Origin of the sequence: Kribbella sp. NPDC051586, from assembly GCF_044453965.1 — a bacterium.
Classification (GTDB): Bacteria; Actinomycetota; Actinomycetes; order Propionibacteriales; family Kribbellaceae; genus Kribbella.
Genome location: NZ_JBITDF010000004.1, coordinates 204,784 through 231,407, shown reverse-complemented (window position 1 = coordinate 231,407; position 26,624 = coordinate 204,784). Strand labels below are relative to the sequence as shown.

The window sequence follows — 26,624 nt, the reverse complement described above, 5'->3', positions numbered from 1 at the left end:
CACGCCCGTGTGGGATTCTTTCCCGTGTGAGTGAGGACGGGGACACGTCGCAACAGGTAGTGGAGCAGGTTTCACCGGAGCCGGAGCCGGAGCTGGACCCGGAGTCTGCCGATTCGCCGGAGGTGGAAGTGCAGGTGCCGCCGCGGGATCCGGGGGCGCCGTTCGTCGTCGGCGTCGATCGGGACGCGGTCCGGCGCCGGCGCGAGGTGGTGCGGACCGTCGAGCGGCGCGGCGCTTGGATCACGCTGGCGATCGGCGCGGTCGGCATCGTCGCCGCGGTCTACGTCCTGCTCGCGTTCCGTGGTTCGGGGATGTGGCCGTTCGCGATCTTGTTGATCCTGGCAATGATCCCGCTGGTGCTCAGCACGGTGATGGTCTACCGGCTGCAGGCCGAGCGGCAGCACTGGTACGACGCCAACGATCTGCAACCGGTCGCGATGCGGATGTCCCTCAAAGGACTCGAGCTCGCCTGCGACGGAGCGGCGTACCCGGTTGTTCTGCAGTGGCAGACGGTCCGCGGCTTCCGGCAGCAGAAGCTGCTCGGACAGTACGTGCTGGACCTCGACCTCGTGCCTGGCGTGAGTGCGACCACGGCGGGCGTCCGCGGCCTCGACCAGGCTCCGGTCCGCAGCGTCGTCAAACCCAACCCGCTGCTGCGCCCGACCGGCCTGTTCCTGGTCAAGGCGCTGGACCAGCCGGTCCACATCATCGACGAGGCCATGAAGCACTTCTCCGGCGGGACGGCGCAGGTCCGCCGCTAGCAGGGCAGGGAGCGGTACGTGTAACCCAGCTTGGTGAGTTTGGTGAGCGCGCTGTCCAGGGCTGCGACCGTCTGGGAGCGGTTGCCGCCGCCGTCGTGCATCAGGATGATCGCGCCGGGCCGTGCCCCGGACATGATCGCGTGCTCGATGTGGGCGACACCCGGCTTCTCCCAGTCCTCGGTGTCGACGTCCCAGAGAACCTCACGCTGGTGGTACTCCGCCGCGACCGCGTGGACGATCGCGTTCGTGGCGCCCTCCGGCGGCCGCAGGCACTTCGACCTGATGCCTTGACCGACCTCCTGCCGCACCTTCGCCTCCGGCAGGTGGGTGAGCGTCTTGTGGTCGTACGTGTGGTTGCCGACGTGATGCCCGGCGGCCCGCTCGACCGTGACCAGCTCGGGGAACTGCGCCACCTGGATCCCGATGACGAAGAAGGTCGCCTGCGCGTGGTGCTTGCGCAGTACCTGCAGAACCTTCGGCGTCCACTCGTGCTGCGGACCGTCGTCGAACGTCAGGTACAGGACCTTTCCGTGGCTGGTCAGGTTCCAGTCGTCGGCCGGCGGCTTGGGCGCGACTGGTTTGACGGCCGCACGCGTGGGCTTGGCCGCCGACGGTTCACCCCGCTTGGAGGTGGTCGACGTACTCAGGAGCCCGTGGCTGGGCGCCTTGGCGGCGGGTTTGGCGGACGTGGTGGAGTGCGAGGACGGAGCGGCGGCTTGGGCGAGGACGGCACCGCAAAGCAGGGCGGCGACCAACGGCAGGAGCTTGCCGGGCGGCTTGGTCATGAGGGGCATCTTCTCGCGCCGGGCGGTTCATCGGGGCACCGGGGCGGCCGTAGGGTGGCCCTCGGGCCGGAGATCCCGGCCGGCAGACCAGTGAGGCGGCTGATGACGGACAGCGGTGAGCGTACGACGATGACCAGACGAACCCTGATCGGTGGCGCGTCCGCCCTGGCGGCGGCCGGGTTCACGGCCGTTCCGGCGTACGCCGGTGGACCCGGGCACGGGAAGACCGTCCGGCTGAGCGTGATGGGTACGACCGACCTGCACGGCAACGTGTTCAACTGGGACTACTTCAAGAACGCGGAGTACGACGACACCGCGCACAACGACATCGGCCTGGCCAAGATCTCGACCCTGGTCACCGCGGTCCGGGACCGGATCGCCGCGGACCGGCACGCGCCACGCCCGCTGATGCTGGACGCGGGCGACACGATCCAGGGCACCCCGCTGGCGTACTACTTCGCCAAGATCGAGCCCATCACCGGTGGTCACACCCATCCGATGGCGGCCGCGATGAACCGGATCGGGTACGACGCGGCGGCGCTCGGCAACCACGAGTTCAACTACGGGATCGAGATCCTGCGCAAGTTCCAGCGGCAGCTGCGGTTCCCGCTGCTCGGCGCGAACGCCCAGGACTGGACCACGGGTCTGCCCGCCTTCCCGCCGTACGTGCTGAAGCGGGTGCACGTGCCGGGCGAGAAGCCGATCACCGTCGGCATCCTCGGCCTGACCAACCCGGGCATCGCGATCTGGGACAAGGCGAACGTCGAGAACAAGCTCAAGTTCGGCGGTATCGTCGAGCTGGCCAAAGTCTGGGTCCCGCGGGTCCGCAAGGCCGGCGCCGACCTCGTGATCGCGTCCGTGCACTCCGGCATGGACCTGTCCTCGTCGTACGGCGAAGCGCTGCCGTACCCGGAGAACGCGTCCGTCCTGATGGCCGAGACCGTCCCCGGCATCGACGCCGTACTCGTCGGGCACGCGCACCTGGAGATTCCCGAGCGTCTCGTCACGAACAAGACCAGCGGCGAGCAGGTCGTGCTGAGCGAGCCGCTGAAGTGGGGCATGCGGCTGTCGCTGATCGACCTCGACCTGCAGAAGGTCCGCGGGCAGTGGAAGGTCGTCGGCCGGCACAGCCAGGTGCTGAACGCCAACACCGTCGACGCCGACCCGCAGGTCGTCGCGCTGCTGCAGAAGGACCACGACAAGGTCGTCGAGTACGTGAACTCGAAGATCGGCACGTGCACCGAGGCGATGTCCGCGGCGACCGCGCCGTGGGAGGACACCGCCGCGCTGGACTTCGTCAACTTCATCCAGGCGGATGCGGTCTCGAAGGCGCTGGTCGGCACCCCGCAGGAGTCGCTGCCCGTGCTCGCGATCGCGGCCCCGTTCAACCGGGCGGCGGCGATCCCGGCCGGGGACGTGTCGATCCGTGACGTCGCCGGGCTCTACATCTTCGACAACACGCTCCTCGCGGTGACGATGACGGGCGCAGAGATCAAGGACTACCTGGAGTTCTCGGCGCAGTACTACAAGCAGGTGACGGGGACCGGGCCGTTCCCGTCCGACCAGATCACCAATGCGCCGACTCCGACCGCGCCGACCGGTACGCCGGACTACAACTACGACGTACTCGGCGGCTTGACCAAGGCGCTGACGTACAAGATCGACATCGCCAAGGCCGTCGGCGCGCGGATCACCGACCTCGCGTACGACGGGACCGCGGTGGCGGCCGATCAGGAGTTCGTTGTCGCGGTCAACAACTACCGGCAGTCGGGCGGCGGCAACTTCCCGCACGTCTCGACCGCGCCGGTCGTCTACAACCGTCAGGTCGAGATCCGCCAGCTCATGATCGACTACGTCACCGCGACCGGCGAGGTCGACCCGAAGACGTTCCACACGATCGATTGGTCCCTGGTCTCGAACGGCGCCCCGATCACCGTCACCGGCTGACAGCCGGACCGCTTGCCTTTGCTGGGCTGTGCCACTCCGGATGGCCCGGCATCGGCGGTGTGGTTGGGCTGTAGAGCCAGTTGTCGAAGTACTGGGTGAGGTTGCGGCCGCTGATCCGGTTGGCGATGTCGATGTAGTCCTGCGTCGAGGCGTTCCGGTCGCGGTAGCGGTCGAAGAAGGTCTGTTCGATCCGGTGGAAGGTCTCGTCGCCGACGATCGTGTTCAAGCCGGTCAGCATCAGCTGGCCGGGGGCATCGGTGTCGAAGAGCAGCGCGATCGGGTTGTTGACGTGGCCCATCGGGCCGGAGTCGCTGCGGTTCTGCTGGTCCTGTTCGTACAGGTCCTTCAGCTCCGCGTTCAGGTCGGTGAAGCCACGCGCCGCGGCGTACTTGCGTTCGTAGTACCGGGCGTGTCCTTCGCTGAGCCACATGTCGTCCCAGCTGCGGACGGCGACCGCGTCACCGAAGTACTGATGCGTCATCTCGTGAACGAGCGTCGGCGCCTCGTCCTTCGGCGGCAGCGAGAGGCCGGCGCCGAAGGTGGACAGCGTGGCGGTCTCCAAGGCAACGCCGTCGTACCCGCTCGCCAGCCCGAGTACGCCGTACTGCTCGAACGGGAAGGGCCGGCCGATCTGCCCCTGCAGCCATGCCAACTGAGCCGGCGTCTCGCGAGCGGTCGCCTCCATGCCATCCGTCAGCGGATGTCCCTGCAACGACAGTTGAGTGAGGTAGCTGCGTCACGCGCATCATGGCCAAGCTCGACGTACCCAACCGCACCAAGATCGCTCTCCTGGTCCACGACGCCGGCCTCGCCTAGGACTTGTTGCCCGACGCCGCGAGGTCTTGACCGGGCGAGTGGCTAAGTGATTTAGTCAGTTTGTGAGTTACTCAGCTGCCGAGATGCCGCCCAGTCTGTCCGACCGGTTGACCGAGTCGATCCTCGGCATCATCCGGGACGGCGGGTTGCGGCCCGGTGATGCGATTCCGTCGGCCCGGGAGTTGGCGAAGCGGTTCGCGATCACGACGCCGACGGTGCGCGAGGCGCTGCGCAAGCTCGAGGCCACCGGCGCGGTCGAGTTCCGGCACGGCTCCGGCACGTACGTCGGTCCGACCATCAACAACGTCGTACTGGCGAATCCGCACCGGCCGCCGATCACCAAGGACTCGGTGCTGCAGCTGATCAGCGCGCGCCTCGTGATCGAGCCGGCCGTCGCCGCGCAGTCCGCGGTCGCACGGCAGGCCGAGAACCTGGACCGACTGGAGGCCGCGGTCACCAACGCGCTCGTCCCGCCCGGTGGTCCGGCGTTCGCGCTCAACTTCCACGTCGAGCTCGCTGCCGCCTCCGGGAACCCTTTGCTGCAAGAGGTTCTCGCGTCCTTGCTGAAGGTCCGTGTCCGCGAGCAGCAGCAGATCCGTGCGCTGTACGACAACCGCGAGCGCGACCACGAGGAGCACCAGGCGATCGTCGAGGCCGTCCGCGCCCAGGACGCCGGACAAGCCGAGCGCCTCACCCGCGAACACCTCGACAACATCCGCCGAGCCGTCGAGTCCTCCCCGGAGCTGTCATGAAGCTTGCCGAGATGACCACGGACGAAGCGCTCGAGGCTGTCCGGAAGGCGCCGCTGGTGATCATTCCGGTGGGGGCGCAGGAGCAGCACGGTGGTGGAATGGCGATGTCCACCGACACCGTTCGCGCGGTCGGCGTGGCCGAGCGGGTCGCCGAGCGGCTGGCCGGTCGCGCGGTGATCGCGCCGGCCGTGCCGTACGGCGTCTCGCCGCACCACATGGCCTTCGCCGGCACGATGACGTTGTCCCCGGCAACGTTCATGCAGGTTCTCCGGGATGTCGTCGCCAGTCTGCGGGAGCACGGCTGGCGGCGGTTCCTGGTGATCACTGGGCACGGAGGGAACAACGCAGCCCTGTCCGTGCTCGCGCAGGAGTACGTCCGCAGCGAGCTCACGTTCGCGTGGACCCCGGTCACGTCCGTCGTCTCGGACCTGATCACAGGAGTCAGCCAGGTGCACGGTCACGCCGGCGAGGCGGAGACCGCACAGATGCTGTACCTGGCGCCGGACCTGGTCCAGGCCGATCGCCTGGAGCCGGGCGCCACCACGCTCGACGAACTGACCACGACGGCCCGGCTGTCCCGGCAGTCGCGCGGGCCGCGGCTGTCCGTCGGGTTCGATACGTACCACAAGCGTGGCGTACTGGGTGATCCCCGGCGCGCCACTGCTGATGACGGCCGGCTCCTGGTGGAGACCGCCGCGGACCGGATAGCCGCCTTCGCCGACGAGTTGCTCACGGCCTGACGCTGCACCATCCCCGAAGACTGGACCTTCGCTCATCCAGGTCCAGGCGCGAGCCTGCCCGCCCGCAGGCCGCTTGCCCGAGGAGGCACCCCTGATGAACCACACACGCCCCGAAATATCCCGTCCGACCGGTTGGTGTACCACCCGGCGCCTCGGCACCCTGCTGGCGTCGGCGGCTCTGGTGGCCGCCGCCACCACGTTGCCGACGGCAACCGCATCCGCCGCGTCCACCACTCCCGGCTGCGGCAAACAGGCCGCCCCGAGCGGCGACTACACCGTGCAGAGCGGCGGTCTCACCCGCACCTATCGCCTGCACGTGCCGGCCGGCTACAAGAGCTCCAAGGCGTCCTCGCTGATTTTGGTATACCACGGTCGAGGCAAGACCGGCGCCCAGACCGAAGCGTTCTCCGACCTCTCGGAACTCGACTCGATCGTTGCCTACCCCAACGGTGTGATCGGCGACGAGGACAAGCAGGCCTGGCAAGGAGCGCCGTACTCCGCCAAGGGCGTCGACGACGTCAAGTTCACCGCCGACCTGCTGGACGAGCTGGAGTCGAAGTACTGCGTCGACAAGCGCGCCGTCTACGCCACCGGCAAGTCCAACGGCGCCGGGTTCACCGGGATCCTCGCCTGTCAGCTCGCGGATCGCTTCGCCGCGATCGCCCCGGTCTCCGGCGCGTTCTACATCCAGGGCACCCACTGCGCGCCCAGCCGGCCGATCCCGGTCCTCGACATCCACGGCACCGGCGACACCACGATCCCGTACGGCGGGGACGGCGAGCGGGACCTGCCCAGCGTGCAGACCTGGGTCCGTGACTGGGCCGTCCGCGATCACTGCGACGCCGATCCGAGGACGAGTCAGGTCGGCGACGACGTCCTGAAGTTCACGTACAAGGGCTGCAAGGCCGACGTCGTACACGTCGCGGTCACCGACGGCGGGCACAGCTGGCCGGGCTCGGACTCGACGTCCGGACCGGGGTACGTCACCCAGACGTTCGAGGCGCACGAGTTGATCGGCGCATTCTTCAAGGCGCACAAGCTCTCATGAGTACGACGACCGAGACGAGGGAGCTGCCCCGGCTGGTCCGGGCGATGGCGGTCATCGAGCGGATCGGCAACGCGCTTCCGCATCCGTTCTGGCTGTTCTGGATCCTGTCCGCGATCCTCGCCGTGGTCAGCGCGATCCTGTCCGGGCTGGATGTGTCGGTGCTGTCGCCGAAGGACGGCAAGGAGGTCGCCGTACAGAACCTGCTGTCCGGCGACGGACTGCAGATGGCGGTCTCGACGGCGATCTCGAACTTCGCCGAGTTCCCGCCGATGGCGACGATCGTGGTCGTGATCATGGGGGTCGCGCTGGCCGAGCGGACCGGTTTCCTGCAGGCGCTGATGCGGGTGAGCGTGTCCCGCGTGCCGACCTCGATGGTGGTGTTCGCGGTCGCGTTCGCCGGCACGATGGCGCACGTCGCGTCCGCGGCGGCGTACATCATCCTGGTCCCGCTCGGCGGACTCGCCTTCCGGGCGGTCGGGCGGTCGCCGATCCTCGGGATCGTGGTCGCCTACACCGCGATCGCGTCCGGGTACGACGCGAGTCCGATCCCCACCCCGAACGACGCCATCTTCGCGGGCATCACCACCGCGGCCGCGAAGACGATCGACCCGGACGCGCACGTCTCGGTGCTGTCGAACTGGTTCTTCAACATCGCGTCGTCGATCCTGCTGGCGCTGGTGATCACGCTGGTCACGAGGCTGGTGCTGAGCAAACGAACCGACCTGGACGCCGATCCGGACGCACCCGGCGACGACCCGGATCAGCTGTCCGTTTCGGTTGCCGAGCGCAAGGGTCTGCGCCGGGCCGGCATCGTCTTCCTGGTCGCCGCGGTGGCGATCGTCGCTGTGCTGCTGCCGCACGACTCCCCGCTGCGCGGCAAGGACGGCAGCATCGTCGACTCGCCGTTCCTGGACGGCATCGCGATGGTCGTCGCCGTCCTGTTCGGCCTCGTCGGCATCACCTACGGCGTGACCGTGAAGGCGATCGAGCGCGCGGCCGACGTACCGAAGGTGATGGCCGAGGGCATCAAACAGATGGCGCCGGTCCTGGTGCTGTTCTTCGCGATCGCGCAGTTCCTCGCGTACTTCGACTGGAGCAACATCGGCGATCTGCTGTCGGCGGAGTCGGCGCGCTGGCTCGGCGACCTCGGTGCGCCGAAGGTGGTGATCTTCCTCGGCATCCTCGCGCTGCTCACGGTGATCAACGTCCTGGTCACCAGCGGCTCCGCGATGTGGTCGCTCACCGCGCCGATCCTGGTCCCGATGATGCTGCTGCTCAACGTCCCCGCCGAGACCACCCAGGCCCTGTTCCGGATCGCCGACTCAGGCTCGACCGCCATCACCCCGATGAGCCCGTACTTCGTCATGGCCCTCGGCTTCCTGCAGCGCTACCGCAAAGACGCCGGCGTGGGCACCTTGGCGTCGTACACCGTCCCCCTGGCCATCTCGATGACGATCGCCTGGACCCTCCTCTTCCTGGCCTGGTGGGCCCTAGGCATCCCCCTGGGCCCGGGAGCCCCCGTCAAGTGACGTTTATGCCGGCGGTGCGGAGATCGGTGAGGGCTTGTTCGGTGGTGGAGGGGGCTACGCCGGCGGTCAGGTTGATGAGGACCGTGGTGCCGAAGCCTTCCGTGCGGGCGTCGAGGGCGGTGGCGCGGACGCAGTAGTCGGTCGCGATGCCGCAGACGTCGACGTCGGTGACGCCCTTGCCGCGGAGCCAGTCGGCGAGGGCGTGGCCGCCTTCGTGCGACTTGCCCTCGAAACCGGAGTACGCCGCGGCGTACTCGCCCTTGTCGAAGATCGCGTCGAACGGCTGCGGGTCCAGGTTCGGGTGGAAGCTGACGCCGTCCGTCCCGGCCACGCAGTGCCGCGGCCAGGAGTGCACGAAGTCGGGCTCCTTGGAGAAGTGGTCACCCGGGTCGATGTGGTGGTCCCGGGTGGCCACGACGTACTCGTACTGCCGCTCGTCGGGCTCGGCTTCGTGCCAGTGGTGCAGCAGTTCGCCGATCCGGAACGCGACGTCGGCCCCACCGGCGACGGCCAGGCTTCCGCCCTCGCAGAAGTCGTTCTGCACATCCACCACGATCAGTGCCCGGGCCATCACGACGCTCCTTCATCGGGAAACTTCCCTCAGCCCACGGTACAAGCGTCGACGCCGTCGCGGCGGTATTGCGCGTTTATGCGGGCAGCAGGCTCCCACCGGTCACGCGCAGGATCTGGCCCTGGATCGCCTTCGTCCGCGGCGAGGTCAGGAACAGGATCGCGTCCGCCAGTTCGGTCGTCTCCGGCAGGTGCCGCGCGCTGAACCCGGCCGCGATCTGCTCGAGCGCGGGCCGCGGGATGACCCGGTGTGCGCCGTTCTCCAACGTGATGCCGGGCATGACGACGTTGACCAGTACGCCGTCCGCGCCAAGATCGTGCTGCACGCTCGCGACCAGCCCGTGCAGTCCGGCCTTGGCCGCGCTGTACGGCCACGAGCCCGGCAGGCCACGCTCGGCCAGATCGGTCGAGATCAGCACCAGCCGCCCGTACTCCGACCGCCGCAGCGCCGGCGCCACCTGCTGGACGAGATGGAAGTTGCCCTCCAGGTTGGCCCGCATGATCGGCACCCACCACTCCGGCGGCCCGTCCTCCACCTTCGTCGGCCGCTCGTGGAACCCGGCGTTGCCCCAGTCGACCGCGTTCCCCACCACCACGTCGAGCCCACCCCAGTGCGCCACGACAGACTCGACCGCCGACGCGATCGTCTCGGGCGCACCCAGGTCCATACCTACGACGTACGCCGTCCCGCCCGCCGCCTCGATCTCCGCCGCGACCGCCTCGGCCGCGTCCTTCCGCGAGTTGTAGGTGATCGCGACGCGAGCCCCCTCGGCGCCGTACGCGATCGCCGTCGCCCGCCCGATCCCCGACGACCCGCCCGTCACCAGCACCGCCGCGTCCTGCAAACCCAGCTCCATGAACCGCTCCTCATGCAATAGTTAGTCGGCTATACAAAAAACTTAGCCGACTAATAAACGGGTGGCAAGCCATCGCGGTCCGCCGGTTCCCGGACTTCGGGGAGCACAATGGCGCTCTGGCGAAAGGAGCTGCGGGGTGAGCTTCACCATGCTGGCCGTGGTCGTTGCGATCGGCCTGGCCGGGCCGCTGCTTGCGTTGCCCCGGGGCTGGCACATCCCGGTCGTACTCGGCGAACTGCTGGCGGGCGTGATCCTCGGCCGGACGGGCTTCGGGTACCTGCTGTCGTCCGACGACAAGTTCAGGTTCCTCGCCGACATCGGATTCGGCCTGGTGATGTTCGTTGCCGGCACCCACGTTCCGGTGCGGGACGTGAGCCTGCGCAAGGCGATCCGGCCAGGCCTGCTTCGAGCGGTCGTCGCCGGCTTCGTCGCGACCGGCCTCGCGTACGCCCTGAACGCGGTCTTCGACACCGGCCACGTCGCCCTGTACGCCGTACTGATGGCCTCCTCGTCCGCGGCGCTGGTCCTGCCGGTGGTCGACTCGCTCGGACTCGGCGGGCGGCCGGTGGTCGAGTTGCTGCCTCAGGTCGCGATCGCCGACGCGGCCTGCATCGTGGCTCTGCCGCTGGCGATCGATCCGCCGCACGCCGGCCGGGCGGCCCTCGGCGCGCTGGCGGTGATCGGCGCGGGGGTGGTCATCTTCGTCCTGCTGAACTGGGCGGAGCGGTCCGGCGCTCGGCGCCGGGCGCACCGGGTGTCGGAGGATCGGCGGTTCGCGGTCGAGCTGCGGGTCAGCCTGATCGTGCTGTTCGCGCTCGCCGGTCTGGCGACGGCGACGCATGTGTCGATCATGCTGGCCGGGTTCGTGCTCGGGCTCGCGGTGGCGGCGGTGGGCGAGCCGCGGCGGCTGGCGCGGCAGTTGTTCGCGCTGACCGAGGGGTTCCTCGGGCCGGTGTTCTTCGTCTGGCTCGGAGCGTCGCTCGATCTGCGGGAGCTCGGCACCAAGCCGGAGTTCATCGTGCTGGGCCTGGCGCTCGGCGTCGGTGCCTTGATCGGTCACCTGTCCGGAATGCTGTCCAAGCAGCCGTTGAGCATCAGCGTGCTGGCGTCGGCCCAGCTCGGGGTCCCGGTGGCGGCGGCCACGGTCGGTACGACGCTGCACGTTCTCCGACCGGGGGAGCCGTCCGCGCTGATCCTCGGGGCATTGGTGACGATCGCGGCCGGAGTCGTCGCGGGCGGCGTCGCCGTACGACGCGGTCTCGTCGCGGAGAAGGCAGTGTCGAAATAGCGCCCGATCCGGCGACGGCGACCGCGGCGTACGGCGCCGGGTCTCGATGAACCGGCCTGGGGTTCGCCTCAGGTGATCGATACCGGGGTCGGGCGTGGACCGGCTTTGGGCCAGCCCATCGAGCCGGGATCGCGGGCCTCGCGGCGGATTCGCTTGTCGATGACGAACTTGCAGGCGGTCTCCTTGATCACCGCGCCCAGGCGGCCGGCGATGTAGAGGTTCACCGCGGTGTCGTCCTTGCGGGCGAGTTGCCGGATGCCCGCGTGCCGGCCGAGGCTGACACACGCTCCGGTGAACGCCAGGTCGAGCGCCGCCGGTTCGGTTCCCGCGATGCGGCTGAGCACGGTGTTGGCCGCCTGCGCCCCGAGCGGCCCGGCGGCGTACGTGCTCATCCGCAGCGGTTGTCCCGACGGTGCGGCGGCGTCGCCGGTCGCGACGATGCGGTGGTCGTCGACGCTGGTCAGCGTCTCGTCCGTCAGCAACCGGCCGAGCGAGTCGGTACGCAGTCCGCTGGCGGCCGCCAGCTCGGGGACGCCGAACCCGGCTGACCAGATCGTCAGCGCGCTCGTACGCACTACGCCGTCGGACAGCACGACCGAATCCGCCCGTACCTCAGTCACCCGCTCGGCCTCGAGTACGACGACGCCGTGCCGAGCCAGCCATTTCGCGATGTACCGGCGCCCCTGCGTGCTGAGCGTCGGCGCAAGAGTTCCACCGCACACCAGCGTGACCTTGCGCCCTTGTTCGGCCAGCTCAGCCGCCGTCTCGATGCCGGTGAAGCCGCCACCGACCACCGTGACCGGAGCGTCGAGAGCCAAGTCGTCCAGCTGCGAACGCAGCCGTTGCGCGGACTCGAACTCCGCATTGTCGAACGCGAACTCACGCGCGCCTGCCACCGAGGCTGGAATCGCCGCCGTACTCCCGACCGCGTAGATGACGTAGTCGTAATCCAGCGCGCCACCCGACGCCAACCGCACGCTCCGCGTGGCGGTGTCGATCTGCGTCGCGCTGTCCACGACCAACTCGATCCCCTCGCCGAGCAGCGTGCCGTAGTCGATCGTGGCGTCGCCGGTGCGGGCGACGAACTGGTGCAGCCGGATCCGCTCGACGAACCGCGGCCGGGGATTGAGCAAGGTGATGTGGACGTCGGCGCGCATCCGGAGATGGTTGGCCGCGAGAGTTCCGGAGTACCCGCCGCCGATGACGACGACCCTGTGTTCAGACATGGTGGACATTCCTTTCGTTGTCTCACCAGTCCGACAGCTGAGTCCGCCGGAACGTGAGGCCTCACAATCCAGCGCGCTGTCTTGTCGTACGGGCATGAACGAACGGCGCCAGCTGATCAATCTCGCCTACCGGCTCCTCGGCTCCCTGGCCGATGCCGAGGACGTCGTCCAGGAGGCCTACGCCCGCTGGTACGCGATGTCCCGGCCGGAGCAGGACGCGATCGTGTCCCCGGGCGCATGGCTGACGACAGTCACCAGCCGCCTCTGCCTGAACCTGCTCTCGTCGGCACGCGTCCGGCGGGAGACGTACGTGGGCGAGTGGATCCCCGAGCCGCTGCCCGAACCGACGAGCCTCGATCCGGCCGACCGCGTCACCCTCGACGAGTCGGTGAACATGGCCTTCCTCGTCGTACTCGAGTCGATGACCCCGGCCGAGCGCGTCGCGTTCGTCCTGCACGACGTCTTCCGCTACCCGTTCGCCGAGGTCGCCGACATCGTCGGGCGCACCCCGGCGGCCTGCCGTCAGCTCGCCTCCTCCGCCCGCCGCCGGATCCGCGCCGCGCAGGTCCCCGTCACGCCGGCCGCCCGGCAGGCGCAGCTCATCAGGCAGTTCAAGCAGGCCTGGGAGGCCAAGGACATCGAGGCGCTCGTCGGCCTGCTCGATCCCGATGCCACCGTCGTCGCGGACAGCGGCGGCCTGGTCAGCGCCGTACTCGGCCCGATCGAGGGCGCCGAGCGGATCGCGCGGTCGATGCTCAGGTTCGCGGGCAAGCTCAGCGAGCTGACGATCGTGGAGCGGACGGTCAACGGGCAGCCCGGACTGGTGGCGCAGCGGGACGGCGTGACGGTGACGGTGTACGCGTTCGAGGTCGCGGGGGACCGGATCAGGCACATCTGGGGTGTCCGCAACCCCGGCAAGCTCCGGCCCTGGATTCGCGACAGCGTGAGCTGACAGTTATCGTTTGACGGCGCATAGTCACCGAGTCATGGGTCGGCATCTTCCGCCGGAGCGGGCCCAAGGGGGTTCGCTCATGAAGAAGGCTGTTCTGGCAGTTGTCACCGGCGCGGCTGTGGTCGCCGCGGCACTGGTCCCGTCCGGGCCCGCGGTGCAGGCCGCCGAGTCCTCGGCGTCGGCCGCACAGGCGCACACCGCGCCGCGCGGATTCGGGTCGGCGCTGTCGTCGGTGCAGCAGACGTCCTGGCAGACGAACGCGAGCGTGAACGCGGTCGCCGTCGCGGGCGACCTGGTGTTCGCGGGTGGCCTGTTCACCCGGGTCCGGCCGCCGGGGAAGGCCCGCGGGGTCGGGGACGTGGCGCGGAAGTACTTCGTGGTGCTCAACCGGACCACCGGCGTTCCGACCCGGTTCGCGCCGCAGGTGAACGGGCCGGTGTGGAGTGTGGCCACGTCGCCCGACGGCCGGTGGGTCGTGATCGGCGGCGACTTCACCGTCGTCGACGGCGTGCCGCGGTCGCGGGTGGCGATGTTCGACAGTGCGACCGGCAAGCTGGTGACCGGGTGGGACCCGGTGGTCAACTTCCGGGTCGCGGCGCTGAAGGTGACCGGCAAGACGGTCTACCTGGGTGGGTCGTTCGGACTGGTGGACAAGATGGCCCGCAGCCGGCTCGCCGCGGTCACGCTGAGCACCGGCACGCTGCTGCCGTGGAGCCCGGACGCGAACAACGACGTCCATGCGATCGAGATGTCCACCGACGGCGACCGGGTGTTCGTCGGCGGCGGCTTCACCCGGATCGGCGGCCGGAGCGACCATGCCCTCGCGATGCTGAACGCCACGACCGGCGCGGTGCTCCCGATGCCGGCGATCGCGGCGATCCCGCCGAGGTCCGAGGCCTGCGACAGCCAGGTGAAGGACCTCGAAGTCCAAGGAAACAAGGTCTTCGCGGCCAACGCCGGCTCGGGTCTCGGCTGCTACGACGGGGTACTGGCCGCCGACGCGACGACCGGCAAGCTGATCTGGCAGAGCAACTGCCTGGGCGCGACCGAGGCGATCAAGGCGATCGGCAACTGGCTGTACAAGGGCTCGCATGCGCACGACTGCAGCTCCGACGGCGGGTTCCCGGACAAGACCGGCATGCATCATCTACTCGTCTACAGCACGATCACCGGCAAGCTCGGCCCGTGGTTCCCGAACACCGACGCCGGCGGCGAGACTCTCGTCGGCCCGCTGTCGTTCGCGTCCGGCGGCAACGACCTGTGGTCCGGAGGCGATTTCACCGAGGTGAACGGCGTGCCGCAGGAAGGCCTGACCCGGTTCACCAGCACTCCCGGTGGCGCCGCGCCGATCCGGCCGGCCGCGCCGAAGGTCGCCAGCGCGCGGGCCAACAAGGTGACGATCAGCTTCCCGACCGTGCTCGACCGGGACAACCTCACCCTCACCTACCTGCTGTACCGCGGCAGCACGCGGATCGGTAGCTGGTCGCGTACGTCGAACTCCTGGACCAAGCCGACCGTCACGACCGTCACCGACTCCCGCCTGGCCAGCGGTCACGCGCTCTCGTACCACCTCGAGGTCAGCGACGGCCGCAACGTTCAGAAGAGCCCGACGGCCAAGGTCAAGGTCCGCTGACTCAACACCGCGTGCCGCGGACCGGGACGACGAGCTCGGACAAGTAGTCGTCGATCTTGGCCCGGGCGCAGTCGTTGGACTGGTACAGCGTGTGCCCCGGCCCGTCGTGGTAGATCGACCCGCTGCCAGGCACCTGCTGGATGACTCGCGATCCCGTGTCGTACTCGCTCCAGTTGCCCGCCATCAGCAGCGGTGGCAGACCGTGCGGCAGCGCGGCGGGTGGGTTGCGGACAGGGACCGGCCAGCCAACGCAGGACAAGATGGCTTGCTCGATCGTGCCCGCCGCGCCGGTGTAGGGAGCAGCAGCCTCCATCGCGCGCACCTGCCGTTCGAGCTGGCGCTGGTTCGCCGGGTGCGGCCAGTCGGTGCACTCCACCACGCCAGGCGTGGGTGAGCCCGGGAACGGCGCGTTCGGCGGCTCCGGCACGAACCCGGACGCGTCGGCGGTCGCCGCGGCCGTCTTGATCGCGGCGGCGAGCTTCGGATACGCCGTCGCTCCTTGCCGCGCGAGCGACAACCCCATCCAGCGGATTTCGTCGCCGTCGTACGTCGTAGTTCCGGCCGGCATCGGATTGCGCTGTGCCCGGGCGACGACCTGTTGCCAGAGTTTGGGCGCCTGCGCGCAGTTTCCTTGCGTACGGCACCAATCGAAGAAGCGGGTGATGAACGTCTGTACATCCCGCGCGAGTCGCGGCAGTTCGCGGTCCCAGTTGTCCGTGCTGTGGTTCCACGTGCCGTCGAGCACCATCGACCGTACGTTCCGCGGGAAGAGTTGCGCGTACGCCTGCCCGATGAACCCGCCGTACGACGCGCCGTAGAAGTTGACCTTCGACTCGCCCAGAGCCCGCCGGACCGCGTCCATGTCGCGGGCATTGCTAGCCGAATCCATGGCCGCGAACAATTGGGTATCCGTCGCCTGACATTTCGTCGCCGCGGCGCGGTTGGTTGCGGCGAGCCGGTCGAACTCGGCCTGGTTGCGGGGAATCCGCGGCATCCGCTGGTACGACCAGTCGCACGGCAGATTCGTGCTCAGACCCGGGTTGTTGGGTCCGCCGCGGACGTCCCAGGTGACGATGTCCATCTTCTGGCGCAGCCCGGCGAAGGCCTCGCCACCGCCGTACTTGCGCATCAGGTCGATGCTGATCCCGACCGGCCCACCGAAGTTGACCAGCACGGATCCGCCCGGCTTCGGCCCCGTCGAGCGCAGGCGGCCGAGCGTGAGGGTGAGTTGCCGGCCGCCGGGATGTGCCCAGTCCACGGGCACCTGCAGCGTGGCGCATTCGATGCCGACGGCACCTGGTCCGCCGGGGCACTCGCCCCAGTCGAGAGCTTGAGCGGCGGGCGGAGTGATGACGTTGGTCGTCAGCAGGCCGGTGGCCGCCAGGGAAAGGAGTTTGAGCATGCGGCCCAAGGTTTCGCGGATCCGCGAGCCGCACATCGGACCACGGGCCGACGGACCTCGGTCCGAGGTGATGGTCCGTCGGCTCGGTTAGGTTCGACCTGTGACAGAGGGCGCGGACTGCGGGCTGACCCGCCGGCAGCTGATCCTTGCCGACGGTGTCGTCGCGATCGGGTACGCCGTCCTGCTCGTCACGTCGGCGACCGGACTCGGCTGGCCGGTCGTCGTCGCACTCGGGCTCGCGCTGCCGATCGCGGTCCGGCGGATCTGGCCGTTGCCTGCGCTGGGAGTGGTGGCTTTCGTTTCGGCGATCGCCGTCGCCGCCGACGTACTGCGTGATCCACTGCTCGCCGCGGCCTACGTTCTGTACGTCGTCGCCCTCACCCGTGCGTCGCCGCGGCCGCTCTCCAGCCGCCGGTTGATCGGCTTGGCGGGCAGCGCCGGTCTGGTCGTGCTGATCCTCGCGCTGGTCGCGGGTGCACCGGCAGGGCGGACGGACGTGGGGCTGGTGCTGACCGGGTTCGCCGCGCTGTACGGCGCGTGGATGCTCGGTCGGGTCATCAGGGACCGCCGGGCAGCCGCAGCCCGGGCGGCGCAGGCGCTGGCCGAGCGGGCCGTGGCCGACGAGCGGCTGCGGATCGCCCGCGAGCTGCACGACATCGTTGCCCACAGCATGGGTCTGATCGCGGTCAAGGCCGGTGTCGCGAACCACGTCCTGGCGGTGCGTCCGGAGGAGGTGTCCGACGCCTTGTCGGTGATCGAGTCGACCAGCCGCGACGCTCTGGTGGACCTGCGGCACATGCTCGGCCTCCTGCGTACGTCGAGCGAGCCTGCCGACCTCGCCCCACCGGCCGGCTTGGCCGCGTTGCCGGAGCTGGTCGCCCGCGTCGAGTCGACCGGAGTACGGGTCGAGCTCGACATCGACGTTCCCGCGCCGTTGCCGGAAGCGGTTGAGCTGACCGTCCATCGAATCGTGCAGGAGTGCCTGACCAACGTGACGAAGCACGCGCAGGCCGGCCGATGCCAGGTGACGGTTCGCGCCGACGCGAACGGCGTACGACTGCAGGTGACCGATGACGGGGCCGGGGGAGCCGCGGTGGAAGGGCACGGTCTGATCGGGATCCGGGAGCGGGTGAGCATGTACGACGGGACGTACCACGCCGGACCGCGGGACGGTCGCGGGTTCGAGGTCGTCGTACGGCTGCCGTACCAGCGGGTGGGCACATGATCCGGGTGCTGGTCGCGGACGACCAGGCGTTGTTGCGGGGCAGCTTCCGCGTACTGATCGACACCACGCCCGGCCTGACGACGGTCGGCGAGGCGGCGGACGGGGCCGAGGCGGTCGAGCTGTGCAAGCAGTTGCGGCCGGACGTGGTCCTGATGGACGTGCGGATGCCGCGGCTGGACGGCATCGAGGCCACCCGGCAGATCTGTGCGGCCGGGCCGACGCCGCGGGTGCTGATCCTGACCATGTTCGACCTGGACGATTCCGTGTACGCCGCCCTGCGGGCCGGGGCGAGCGGCTTCCTGCTGAAGGACGTGCCGCCGGCCGACCTGCTGCAGGCGATCCGAGTCGTCGCCGCCGGGGAAGGGCTGCTCGCGCCGTCCGTCACGCGGCGCCTGATCGCGGAGTTCGCCCGCCTCGCCGAGCCGGGCCGGGCGCCGTCGACCGCTCTGGACGGGGTGACCGACCGCGAGCGGGAGGTGTTGTCGCTGATCGCCCGCGGACTGTCGAACAAGGAGATCTGCGAGCATCTGCACGTCGGCCACGGCACGGTGAAGACCCACATCGGGCATCTGCTCGCCAAGCTGCACGCCCGCGACCGGGCTCAGCTGGTGATCGCGGCGTACGAATCAAGTCTGGTGCGGCCGCGGCGGCGATGATCTAGGCTGGCCGCGGGGTCGGGACCTTGGAGTCGAGACCTTCGAGTCGATCCGTGGAGGAGTTGGGGATGCCCGGCCAACCGGGCACGCGCTGACCGCAACCGTCATCGCGTGCCGCCTGCAGAGCCTTTGTGCAGTGGCACCTCCCCTTACCCGGGTATGCCCCGGGCCGGAACTCCTGGGACTTCTTCGTGTCGCTGTGGACGCATCGTGATTTCGTCCGGCTCTGGATCGGCCAGAGCGCATCACAACTCGCGGGCTTCGCCGCCCAGGTGACCGTGCCGCTGGTCGCGGTCACCTCGCTCGGCGCCAGTGCCGCCCAACTCGGCGTACTGCGCTCCGTGCAACAACTCCCGATCCTGCTGTTCTCGCTGGTGGTCGGCGTACTGGTCGACCGGTGGCGTTTCCGGACCGTGCTGGTGGCCGCGGATCTCGGTCGGGCGCTGGTGTTCGCCTCGGTCCCGTTGGGGCTCGGGCTCGGGCTGCCGTTCCTGTACGGCGTGGGCTTCGTGGCCGGGGTGTTCACGGTCTGCTTCGACGTTGCGTACCAGTCTGCGTTGCCGCGCCTGGTCGAGCGGAATCAGCTTGCCCAAGGCAACAGCATGCTGGAGACGACGCGGTCGGCCGCGCAGATCTCGGGGCCGGCGCTCGGCGGTGGGCTGGTGTCGCTGCTGACGGCGCCGTTCGCCGTGCTCGCGAGCGCGGTGTTCTTCGCGTGCTCGAGTGTGTCGGTCGCCCAGATTCGCAATCGGACCACCACCGGCGTTCCGCGCACCGGTGTGCTGCGGCAGATCGGGGAGGGTTTGCGGATCGTGGTTCACGACGCGTCGTTGCGGGCGATCGCGGCGGCGACCTGTGTTTACCAGTTCGGGTTCACCGCGCTGACGACGGTCTACCTGCTCTTCCTGAGTCGCACGCTCAGCCTGCCGAGCGCGTTGGTCGGCCTGGAACTGGCGTCGTTCGGGCCGGGCGTGCTGATCGGCTCGCTGGTGTCGGCGTGGTTGCCGCGGCGTTTCGGGTACGGCCCGGTCGTGGTCTTCGCCGCGTTGATCTCGGATCTCGTGATGCTCGTCACGTCGGCGCTGCATGGTTCGGGGCCGTCGACGGTGGCCGCGTTGATCGTGATCAACGTGCTGTTCGGCGCGCTCAGTCAGTCCGTCGACGTGGCGGTGACGGCGGTACGGCAACTCGTTACGCCATTGGAGGTCCAAGGCCGGGTCGTTGCTACGATCAACTTTCTTGGAATGGGACTGACGCCGTTCGGCGCACTGCTCGGTGGCGCCCTGGCCGGGGTGGCCGGCATCCGTACCGCGCTGCTCGTGGCGACGGTCTGGCTGTTCCTGTCGCCGCTGTGCCTCATGCGGCTGAGTCGTAGTCTGGCGCGATGAGGACAACGTGACGGGACCGGAGCAGTTGGCCGTCGTCGGTGCCGGGCTGGGTGCGGGCATCCTGACGTCGACCGTCGGGGTCGCGTCGTTGCTGAGCTTCCCGGTGCTGATCGCGTTGGGGATCCCGCCCGTGGTCGCGAACGCGTCGAACACGCTCGGTCTGCTGCCGGGTGCGTTGAGTGGCGCGTTCGGGTACCGGCGCGAACTGCGTGAGGTGCCGCGTCATCAGACGGTTGCTGTCGTCGTGATCTGTGCCGTCGGCGCGATCGGTGGTGCCGCGCTGCTGCTGGCGCTGCCGTCGCGGGTGTTCGCGTCGGCGGCACCGTGGCTGATCCTCTTCACCTGCCTGATCGTCGGCGTCCAGCCGTGGATCTCGCGGTGGCTGCGGGCCCGGTCCGACCACCCGCACGGCACGCCGCGATCGATGTCACCGGCAACCACCGTGTTCACCGCGCTGACCGGTGTGTACGGCGGCTACTTCGGCGCGGGTGCCGGCGTCATGATGATGGCTGTCCTCGGGATCGGACTCGACCTGGAGCTCCGGATCGTCAACGGCCTGAAAACCCTGGCCCTGCTGGCGGCGAACCTCGTCGCCGGCACCATCTTCATCTTCATCGCGGACCTCAACCTGGCCGCGTCCGGCCTGCTCGCCCTCGGCTCCATCGTCGGCGGCTACGCCGGCGCCCACATCGGCCGCCGCCTCCCCGCCACTGTCCTACGCGTCCTGATCGTCATCGCCGGCGTAGTAGCCGCCGTCCTCATGTTGCGTTAGAAGTGCTGCAGGACGGCGGCGACGGCGATCAGTAGGCAGATGCCGCCGTTGAGGTACGGGTGGCTTAACAGGATCGCCACGAACTCCCGGATGGTTGCCGTCGGCCAGTAGTACGCGGCGGTGGGGGAGCCGATGACCTGGCCGTTCACCTTGGCCTTGCGGGCGGTCATGGCGGCGCGGAAGGCGTGGAAGTTGTTCGTCACGATCAGGCAGCGGTACTTCGGCGTACGCGCGGCCATCAACTCGCGGCTGAAGGTCAGGTTCTCCATCGTGCTGGTCGACCGGTCCTCGCGCAGGATCTGTTCGCCGGGGACGCCACGCTCGATCAGGTACGTCGCCATCGCGTGCGACTCGGGGACGTCCTCGTCCGGGCCCTGGCCGCCGGACGTGATCAGCGTCGGCGTACGGCCCCGGCGCAGCGCCCGGTCGTACACCTGCTTGGCACGGTCGAGCCGGCTGGCCAGCAGCGGCGGGACCCGCGCGCCGCGCAGACCGGCGCCGAGCACGATCAGGTAGTCGACCTTCCGGGACGAGCGGACCCGGCTGTAGACGAACGCGTACGCCAGGAAGCAGACGAACAGGAACGCGATGTAGGTCAGCACCCCGATCAGCACCGATCGCAGCGCCGCCAGCGGCTCCCAGCCGATCTTCTGCACGACCACGCTGAACACGACGAACCCGATGATGCCCAGTCCGGCCAGCAGCGACAGCAGATTCTTCGGCCGACGGCCCTCACGGCGCAACATTGTGATGCCGTTGACCACCAGGAACACCGCGAGTACGGCGATCGCGAGCGGGATGACGGCGAGGATCGCCAGCACCAGCCACCGGGCCGCGGTGTCGTTGAACGCGTCGACCACGAAGATCAGGCCGATGCCGGTGAACATCAGCGTCAGGACCAGGAAGATCCCGTTCTTGAACAGCCGCCGGTCCCGCAGGAAGCTGACCACGAACACGACGAACCAGAACGCGGCGACAGCGAAGGCGTACATCGGCCACATGAAATCACGGCGGGCCGACCAGTTGCTGGAACCGGGGATTCGTGAGTGTCCCGCGTGTGCGAGGCTGATCGGCATGAGCGGCGGACTGACGAACTGGGCGGGGAACATCAGCTTTGCTTCCGAACTGCGCCGGCCGCGGTCGGTCGAGGAGCTGCAGGAGCTGGTCGCCGCGGCGGAGAAGGTGCGGGTGCTCGGCACCGGGCACTCGTTCAACCGGCTCGCGGACAGCGCCGGCACACTGGTGAGCGTGGCCGACCTGCCGGCGGTCGCCGAGGTCGGCGACGGTGGCGTGACCGTCTCGGCCGGGATGCGGTACGGCGAGATCACGGCGGCGCTGCAGGCCCAAGGGCTCGCGCTGCACAACCTCGGCTCGCTGCCGCACATCTCCGTGGCCGGCGCCTGCTCGACCGGGACGCACGGGTCGGGTGACACCAACCGGCCGCTGGCTGACGCGGTCAACGCGATCACGTTCGTGAACGCGGACGGCGAGCTCGTCACGCTGACCCGCGAGGACCCGGATTTCGCCGGCTCGGTAATCTCGCTGGGCGCGCTCGGGGTGACGGTGAGCATGACGCTCGACGTGCAACCGTCGTACCAGATCAGCCAGGTGGTGTACGACGGGTTGCCGGTGGAGCGCCTCGGGTCGGACTTCGCCGAGGTGATGGGGAGCGCGTACAGCGTGAGCGCATTCACGGACTGGGTCGACCCGGACGTGATGGTCTGGCGCAAGTCGCGTGATCTCGGCGAGCCTGCGCCGCAGTGGCTGGGTGCTCGGCTCGCGGACGGGGCGCGGCACCCGATCAAGGTGATGCCGGCCGACTACGCGACCCAGCAGGGCGGCGTACCGGGCCCGTGGAACGAGCGGCTCCCGCACTTCCGGCTCGAGTTCACCCCGAGCAACGGGGACGAGCTGCAGTCGGAGTACTTCGTGCCGCGCGAGCGGGCTCCGGAGGCCTTCGAGGTACTGCGGTCTCTGGGCAGCCGGTTCGCGCCGATCATCCAGGTGTCCGAGGTGCGGACGATCGCCGCCGACGAGCTGTGGTTGAGCCCGAGTCAGGGCCGGGACACCGTGGCGCTGCACTTCACCTGGATCCAGGACGAGGCCGCGGTCCGACCGGTCGTCGCCACGCTGGAGGAGGCCCTCGCGCCGCTCGACGTACGACCGCACTGGGGCAAGGTCTTCGCGGCCGACGCCGCCACGCTGGCCGAGCGCTACCCCAAGGTGCAGGACTTCGTCGCGCTGGCGGCGAAGTACGACCCGGCGGGTAAGTTCCGCAACTCCTACCTCGACACGTTCCTGCCTACGAGCTGAGCTCGACCAGCGACAGCGGGAGATCCTCGATCCGGTACGCCGGGGCCGGTGTCCGCAGCAACGTGCCGCCGACGTGGCGGGGCGCTGTTGCTGAGCACGATCCGGCCCTGATCGTTGACAATGGCAACCTTCCGCTGGGTCGCCCGCAGGCACGGCAGGATCGCCTTCTCGAAGGTGAAGACCCGGACATCGGCCCCGGCCACGCCGACGAACCGGTCCCGCACGACGACCGGCACGGTGAAGGTCAGCGTGTAGTCGTCGGTGCAGAGGTAGTCGACGTACGGGCCGGTGATGTGCCGATGGCCGGTCCGCTGCGGCACGTCGTACCAGGGCAGAGCCTCGTAGTCGTAGAAGTTCTCGCCGCGCGGATCGGTGTCGACGATCAGGCGCTCGGTGACGCCGTTGCTGAGCATGAACCACTCGAGCCACCACTGGGCATCGGCCAGTGCGTCGATCGCCGCGACGAAGCCGGCGCCCTGGATCAACGCGGCCGGGGCCTCCAGCGTGGGCTGGACCAGCTCGAGCACGCCGCCGAGGTCCGCGCGGCGGACGGTCGGCTGCCGGTCGAAGACGGCCGCGGTCGCCGCGCTGATCCGCTCTGCCAGCCCGAACGCCTCCCCGACCACGGACTCGACCAACTCGAGCACCGTCTCGAGACCGGCGTCGAGGGTCAAAGACTCTGTGCTCATGTGTCCTCCAACGCCAGTCTGAGGTCGATCAGGCGTGCCGTCGAGTCGGCCACGCGAACCTCCGCGGCGGTGCGGGCCGCGTCGCCGTCGGTTCGGCCGATCGCGGCGACCACGTCGCGGCAGCTCAGCACCGTCCGGCGGTGGCTCTCGTCGTCGCCGAACGCGAGCCAGAGCAGCGTGCCGACCTCGGCCTGCAGGCTCACCTCGGCCCGGTAGAGCCGGGTCGACTGCGCGGTCGCGGCCACCTCGATGTGGAACTGCGCGTCCGCCCGCCGGCGTCCGCCCAGACCTTCGGCGTTCTCCAGGCTGTCGCAGACCGCGGTGAGTCGTCGTACGTCGTCCGACGTGGCCCGCTCGGCCGCGAGCCGGGCAGCCGTGCCCGCGATCGCGCCGTAGTGGTCGCCGAGGTCCCGCAGTTGCGCGAGGCTCAGCTCTGCCAGCCGATCGCGGACGATCGCGGTCGTCATCTCCTGGTGGGCGCGGACGAAGCTGCCGCCGCCGCGACCCCGGCGGGTGTCGATCAGGCCGCGCTGCCGCAGGGACGAGAGGGCCTCGCGGATCGTGGTGGTGGAGACGCCGAAGATGCCGGCCAGGTCGGTCTCGCCCGGCAGCTGCCCGGAGTCGGGGACGAGGCCGAGCGCGATCGCGTCGGTCAGCCGGCGGGCCACCAGTTCCGAGCGGCTGAGCGTCTCCAGCGGTGCGAACACCGCCGCCGCGCCACTGCCGTAGAACCGCAGCGCCATCCGGTCTCACCAACCCTCACGACACGACTTCGAAACAGGTCGCGGACATTGTCGCCGATCGCTTGAACTTTAACATCCGATTTCATATGTTTACGCCCAACCGGCGTTCGGGAGTGCTGATGAGAACAGTGCGGAACCTGATCAATGCAGAGCTGCGGGACGCGCACAGCGGCGCGACCAGTGAGCTGGTCGACCCGGCCACGGGCAAGGTCTTCGGCACGGCTCCACTGTCCAGCGAGGAGGACGTGGACGACGCCTACCGGGCCGCGGCGGCCGCCGTGCCGAGCTGGGGCGGGATCACTCCGGCCGAGCGGCAGCGCATGCTGCTCCGGTTCGCCGACCTGGTCGAGGCGCGCGGCGACGATCTTGTCGCGGCCGAGTCGGAGAACACCGGGAAGCCGCTGGAGCTGACCAGGACCGAGGAGCTCGCGGTCATGGTCGATCAGCTGCGCTTCTTCGCCGGCGCCGCCCGGATGCTCGAAGGCAAATCGGCCGGCGAGTACCTGGCCGGCCATACCTCCTGGATCCGCCGTGAGCCGATCGGCGTCGTCGGCCAGATCACGCCGTGGAACTACCCGATGATGATGGCGGTCTGGAAGATCGGGCCGGCCCTCGCCGCCGGGAACACGCTCGTGCTGAAGCCGGCCGAAACCACGCCGGTGACGACCGCGATGCTCGCCGAGCTGGCGGCCGAGGTACTGCCGCCCGGCGTCTTCAACGTCGTCTGCGGCGACCGGGGGACCGGCCAGGCCGTGGTCGGGCATCCGACGCCGGGCCTGGTCAGCATCACCGGTTCCACCCGGGCCGGCTCGGAGGTCGCGAGCACGGCGGCTCTCGATCTGAAACGCACCCACCTCGAGCTGGGCGGCAAGGCGCCGGTGGTCGTCTTCGCCGACGCGGATCTCGCAGCCGCCGCTGAGGCGATCGGGGTCGCCGGCTTCTTCAACGCCGGCCAGGACTGTACGGCGGCCTGCCGTGTCCTGGTCCATGCCTCCGTCCACGACGAGTTCGTGCAGACGCTGGTCGACTGGGCCCGGGCCAATGCGAAGCCAGGGCTCGCCGATGACGCCGACGCGCTCTTCGGCCCGCTCAACAGCAGCCTGCAACTGGATCGGGTCCGCGGCTTCCTGGCCCGGATGCCCGAGCACGGCACGATCGCGCTCGGCGGTGAACGACCGGGCGGACCCCTTGCCGACGGCTACTTCCTCGAGGCGACGGTCGTCACCGGACTGCATCAGGACGACGAGATGATCCAGGACGAGGTGTTCGGGCCGGTCATCACCGTGCAGTCGTTCGCCGACGACGACGAGGGGCTGCAGAAGGCCAACGACGTACAGTTCGGGCTCGCGGCGAGTGTGTTCACCACCGACCACTCCCGGGCCCTGCGGATGTCCAAGGCGCTCGATTTCGGCTGCGTCTGGATCAACACGCACATCCCGTTGGTGGCCGAGATGCCGCACGGTGGCTTCAAGCACTCCGGTCACGGCAAAGACCTGTCGATGTACGGCGTCGAGGACTACACCCGGGTGAAGCACGTGATGTCGGCGATCGGATGACGGCGTTGACCACCGACGAGCAGGTGAAGGCCGTGACCGATGCCACGGCCGTCAGCCTGCGCGGTCTGCGGAAGACGTTCGGGGACGTCACCGCGGTCGACGGGATCGATCTCGACCTGACCGAGGGCACAGAAACTGTCCGGCGACGCCGAATCGCTGGGCGCCGGTCGCTGACGGAGGGATGTCGCGCGGATCACACCGGCGGTCCGCCTACAGAACGCCCGTTTTTCGCGTCAGAGAGATGTGGGGATCCTCGACAAAACTGTCACGACGATTTTCGTTCTCCTGGGCGGTGTTGCCCTGGTCGGCTTCGCCGCCGACCTCAGCACGGTGGTAGCGCCGGACAACGTCCGTGAGCTACACGCGTACCAGACTGAGCCGCCCTGCACGGTGGCTCCGTCCGCACCGGCCGAATGCCGGTGGACGGAGGAGTTCACTGTGTCCGACGTTCAGGTCGTCCCGGAGTACAAGAAGGGCGAGCGCAGCGCTGTCCTGACCAGCGCGTCGGGCGTCAGGTGGATCACGGACTTCGGCCATAGCGGCCCTGTCCTGGAGAAGCTCGCCGACGGCGACCGGGTGATGGGCACGGTCTGGCGGGGCCGGCTGACCGAGATCACGGGCCACGGCGCCGCCCAGGAGACCAGGAGGGCTCCGGTCAACGGGAGCGGACCCGACATCCTGGCGCTGGTCCTGGCATCCAGCGGCCTGGTCACGATCTTCGTCTGCGGCTGGCGGCTGCGACGCGGCCGTGCGACCACGGAGATGGAGGCCACCTTCGTCGTCGCCATCGCGCTGCTCCTCCTGGGGCTCTTCTCTGAGGTTGTACTTCTGATCCTCGCCGAGGTCCTGCCGTGGGACGTGGCCGACCACTTCTGGCTGTTCGCTGCCGTCTTTGTCGCCGGTGCCGCCGGGATGACTGTTCGGCAGCGGCGGAGCTTCAACGCACCGCCGAGCCTCCCCGGGATTCCGATCTAGG

General features: G+C 69.2%; 25 protein-coding genes. 16 read left to right on the top strand and 9 right to left on the bottom strand.

Translation table 11 applies throughout. The features are described 5' to 3' along the window. Positions 1-26 precede the first annotated feature (26 nt). Positions 27-761: a hypothetical protein gene (locus ACIA58_RS27845; RefSeq protein ID WP_396406742.1), complete on the top strand. Its 735-nt coding sequence runs from the start codon at positions 27-29 to the stop codon at positions 759-761. On the opposite strand, the gene ACIA58_RS27840 is transcribed toward ACIA58_RS27845, so the two are convergent. Then, positions 758-1,546: a polysaccharide deacetylase family protein gene (locus tag ACIA58_RS27840; protein WP_396406741.1), complete on the bottom strand. Its 789-nt coding sequence runs from the start codon at positions 1,544-1,546 to the stop codon at positions 758-760. The two genes, ACIA58_RS27845 and ACIA58_RS27840, sit on opposite strands and share 4 nt — an antisense overlap. A gap of 129 nt (positions 1,547-1,675) precedes the next feature. Here ACIA58_RS27840 and ACIA58_RS27835 point away from each other — a divergent pair, with 129 nt between their 5' ends. After that, positions 1,676-3,493 (top strand): bifunctional metallophosphatase/5'-nucleotidase, encoded by a 1,818-nt coding sequence (locus tag ACIA58_RS27835; RefSeq protein WP_396406740.1) that lies wholly within the window; start codon positions 1,676-1,678, stop codon positions 3,491-3,493. On the opposite strand, the gene ACIA58_RS27830 is transcribed toward ACIA58_RS27835, so the two are convergent. Then, entirely contained in the window at positions 3,483-4,178 is a 696-nt protein-coding gene (locus ACIA58_RS27830) for a M1 family aminopeptidase (protein ID WP_396406739.1), read from the bottom strand. The two genes, ACIA58_RS27835 and ACIA58_RS27830, sit on opposite strands and share 11 nt — an antisense overlap. 193 nt (positions 4,179-4,371) lie before the next feature. On the opposite strand from ACIA58_RS27830, the gene ACIA58_RS27825 reads away from it, so the two are divergent. The 4 genes from ACIA58_RS27825 (at position 4,372) to ACIA58_RS27810 (ending at position 8,378) form a co-directional block, all read left to right on the top strand. After that, positions 4,372-5,061, top strand: a complete 690-nt coding sequence (locus tag ACIA58_RS27825; RefSeq protein ID WP_396406738.1) for a FadR/GntR family transcriptional regulator — start codon at positions 4,372-4,374, stop codon at positions 5,059-5,061. Continuing rightward, entirely contained in the window at positions 5,058-5,801 is a 744-nt protein-coding gene (locus tag ACIA58_RS27820; RefSeq protein ID WP_396406737.1) for a creatininase family protein, read from the top strand. Before ACIA58_RS27825 ends, ACIA58_RS27820 begins: the two co-directional genes overlap by 4 nt. Before the next feature lie 94 nt (positions 5,802-5,895). After that, a complete protein-coding gene (locus ACIA58_RS27815) occupies positions 5,896-6,849 on the top strand; it encodes an alpha/beta hydrolase family esterase (protein WP_396406736.1) in 954 nt (317 codons plus the stop codon). Continuing rightward, positions 6,846-8,378 carry an AbgT family transporter gene (locus ACIA58_RS27810; protein WP_396406735.1) on the top strand — a complete coding sequence of 511 codons (1,533 nt, stop codon included), beginning with the start codon at positions 6,846-6,848 and terminating at the stop codon, positions 8,376-8,378. The genes ACIA58_RS27815 and ACIA58_RS27810 overlap by 4 nt, the downstream gene beginning before the upstream one ends. Here ACIA58_RS27810 and ACIA58_RS27805 read toward each other — a convergent pair. Together ACIA58_RS27805 and ACIA58_RS27800 are read right to left on the bottom strand one after the other, a co-directional pair. Beyond that, positions 8,371-8,949: a nicotinamidase gene (locus ACIA58_RS27805; protein WP_396406734.1), complete on the bottom strand. Its 579-nt coding sequence runs from the start codon at positions 8,947-8,949 to the stop codon at positions 8,371-8,373. The genes ACIA58_RS27810 and ACIA58_RS27805 overlap by 8 nt on opposite strands. 76 nt (positions 8,950-9,025) lie before the next feature. Beyond that, a complete protein-coding gene (locus ACIA58_RS27800; protein ID WP_396406733.1) occupies positions 9,026-9,805 on the bottom strand; it encodes an SDR family NAD(P)-dependent oxidoreductase in 780 nt (259 codons plus the stop codon). 136 nt (positions 9,806-9,941) lie between these two features. On the opposite strand from ACIA58_RS27800, the gene ACIA58_RS27795 reads away from it, so the two are divergent. Further along, the gene (locus tag ACIA58_RS27795; protein ID WP_396406732.1) at positions 9,942-11,093 is read left to right on the top strand and encodes a cation:proton antiporter; all 1,152 of its coding nucleotides are present in this window, start codon (positions 9,942-9,944) and stop codon (positions 11,091-11,093) included. 68 nt (positions 11,094-11,161) lie between these two features. On the opposite strand, the gene ACIA58_RS27790 is transcribed toward ACIA58_RS27795, so the two are convergent. Next, positions 11,162-12,319 (bottom strand): NAD(P)/FAD-dependent oxidoreductase, encoded by a 1,158-nt coding sequence (locus tag ACIA58_RS27790; protein ID WP_396406731.1) that lies wholly within the window; start codon positions 12,317-12,319, stop codon positions 11,162-11,164. A 94-nt stretch (positions 12,320-12,413) separates the two neighbouring features. Here ACIA58_RS27790 and sigJ point away from each other — a divergent pair, with 94 nt between their 5' ends. Together sigJ and ACIA58_RS27780 are read left to right on the top strand one after the other, a co-directional pair. Continuing rightward, a complete protein-coding gene (gene sigJ / locus ACIA58_RS27785) occupies positions 12,414-13,271 on the top strand; it encodes an RNA polymerase sigma factor SigJ (RefSeq protein WP_396406730.1) in 858 nt (285 codons plus the stop codon). Between the two features lie 79 nt (positions 13,272-13,350). Continuing rightward, positions 13,351-14,904, top strand: a complete 1,554-nt coding sequence (locus tag ACIA58_RS27780; RefSeq protein ID WP_396406729.1) for a fibronectin type III domain-containing protein — start codon at positions 13,351-13,353, stop codon at positions 14,902-14,904. A gap of 1 nt (position 14,905) precedes the next feature. On the opposite strand, the gene ACIA58_RS27775 is transcribed toward ACIA58_RS27780, so the two are convergent. Continuing rightward, positions 14,906-16,306: an alpha/beta fold hydrolase gene (locus tag ACIA58_RS27775; protein ID WP_396406728.1), complete on the bottom strand. Its 1,401-nt coding sequence runs from the start codon at positions 16,304-16,306 to the stop codon at positions 14,906-14,908. Between the two features lie 100 nt (positions 16,307-16,406). On the opposite strand from ACIA58_RS27775, the gene ACIA58_RS27770 reads away from it, so the two are divergent. The 4 genes from ACIA58_RS27770 (at position 16,407) to ACIA58_RS27755 (ending at position 20,347) form a co-directional block, all read left to right on the top strand. Beyond that, positions 16,407-17,531: a histidine kinase gene (locus ACIA58_RS27770; protein WP_396406727.1), complete on the top strand. Its 1,125-nt coding sequence runs from the start codon at positions 16,407-16,409 to the stop codon at positions 17,529-17,531. Continuing rightward, positions 17,528-18,187 (top strand): response regulator, encoded by a 660-nt coding sequence (locus ACIA58_RS27765; protein WP_396406726.1) that lies wholly within the window; start codon positions 17,528-17,530, stop codon positions 18,185-18,187. Before ACIA58_RS27770 ends, ACIA58_RS27765 begins: the two co-directional genes overlap by 4 nt. A gap of 131 nt (positions 18,188-18,318) precedes the next feature. After that, entirely contained in the window at positions 18,319-19,575 is a 1,257-nt protein-coding gene (locus tag ACIA58_RS27760) for an MFS transporter (protein ID WP_396406725.1), read from the top strand. A gap of 7 nt (positions 19,576-19,582) precedes the next feature. Next, positions 19,583-20,347, top strand: coding sequence for a sulfite exporter TauE/SafE family protein (locus ACIA58_RS27755; RefSeq protein WP_396406724.1), 765 nt, complete (start codon positions 19,583-19,585; stop codon positions 20,345-20,347). Here ACIA58_RS27755 and ACIA58_RS27750 read toward each other — a convergent pair. Beyond that, on the bottom strand, positions 20,344-21,339 hold the full coding sequence (locus tag ACIA58_RS27750) for a YdcF family protein (RefSeq protein WP_396406723.1): 996 nt from the start codon (positions 21,337-21,339) through the stop codon (positions 20,344-20,346). The two genes, ACIA58_RS27755 and ACIA58_RS27750, sit on opposite strands and share 4 nt — an antisense overlap. Positions 21,340-21,421: 82 nt before the next feature. Here ACIA58_RS27750 and ACIA58_RS27745 point away from each other — a divergent pair, with 82 nt between their 5' ends. Next, positions 21,422-22,660, top strand: a complete 1,239-nt coding sequence (locus tag ACIA58_RS27745) for a D-arabinono-1,4-lactone oxidase (protein WP_396406722.1) — start codon at positions 21,422-21,424, stop codon at positions 22,658-22,660. Here ACIA58_RS27745 and ACIA58_RS27740 read toward each other — a convergent pair. Beyond that, positions 22,630-23,349 (bottom strand): cache domain-containing protein, encoded by a 720-nt coding sequence (locus ACIA58_RS27740; protein WP_396406721.1) that lies wholly within the window; start codon positions 23,347-23,349, stop codon positions 22,630-22,632. The genes ACIA58_RS27745 and ACIA58_RS27740 overlap by 31 nt on opposite strands. After that, a complete protein-coding gene (locus tag ACIA58_RS27735; protein WP_396406720.1) occupies positions 23,346-24,092 on the bottom strand; it encodes a FadR/GntR family transcriptional regulator in 747 nt (248 codons plus the stop codon). The genes ACIA58_RS27740 and ACIA58_RS27735 overlap by 4 nt, the downstream gene beginning before the upstream one ends. Before the next feature lie 119 nt (positions 24,093-24,211). Here ACIA58_RS27735 and ACIA58_RS27730 point away from each other — a divergent pair, with 119 nt between their 5' ends. After that, positions 24,212-25,648, top strand: a complete 1,437-nt coding sequence (locus ACIA58_RS27730; RefSeq protein WP_396406719.1) for a gamma-aminobutyraldehyde dehydrogenase — start codon at positions 24,212-24,214, stop codon at positions 25,646-25,648. 438 nt (positions 25,649-26,086) lie between these two features. Next, a complete protein-coding gene (locus ACIA58_RS27725) occupies positions 26,087-26,623 on the top strand; it encodes a hypothetical protein (RefSeq protein ID WP_396406718.1) in 537 nt (178 codons plus the stop codon). The last annotated feature ends 1 nt before the right edge of the window (position 26,624 follow it).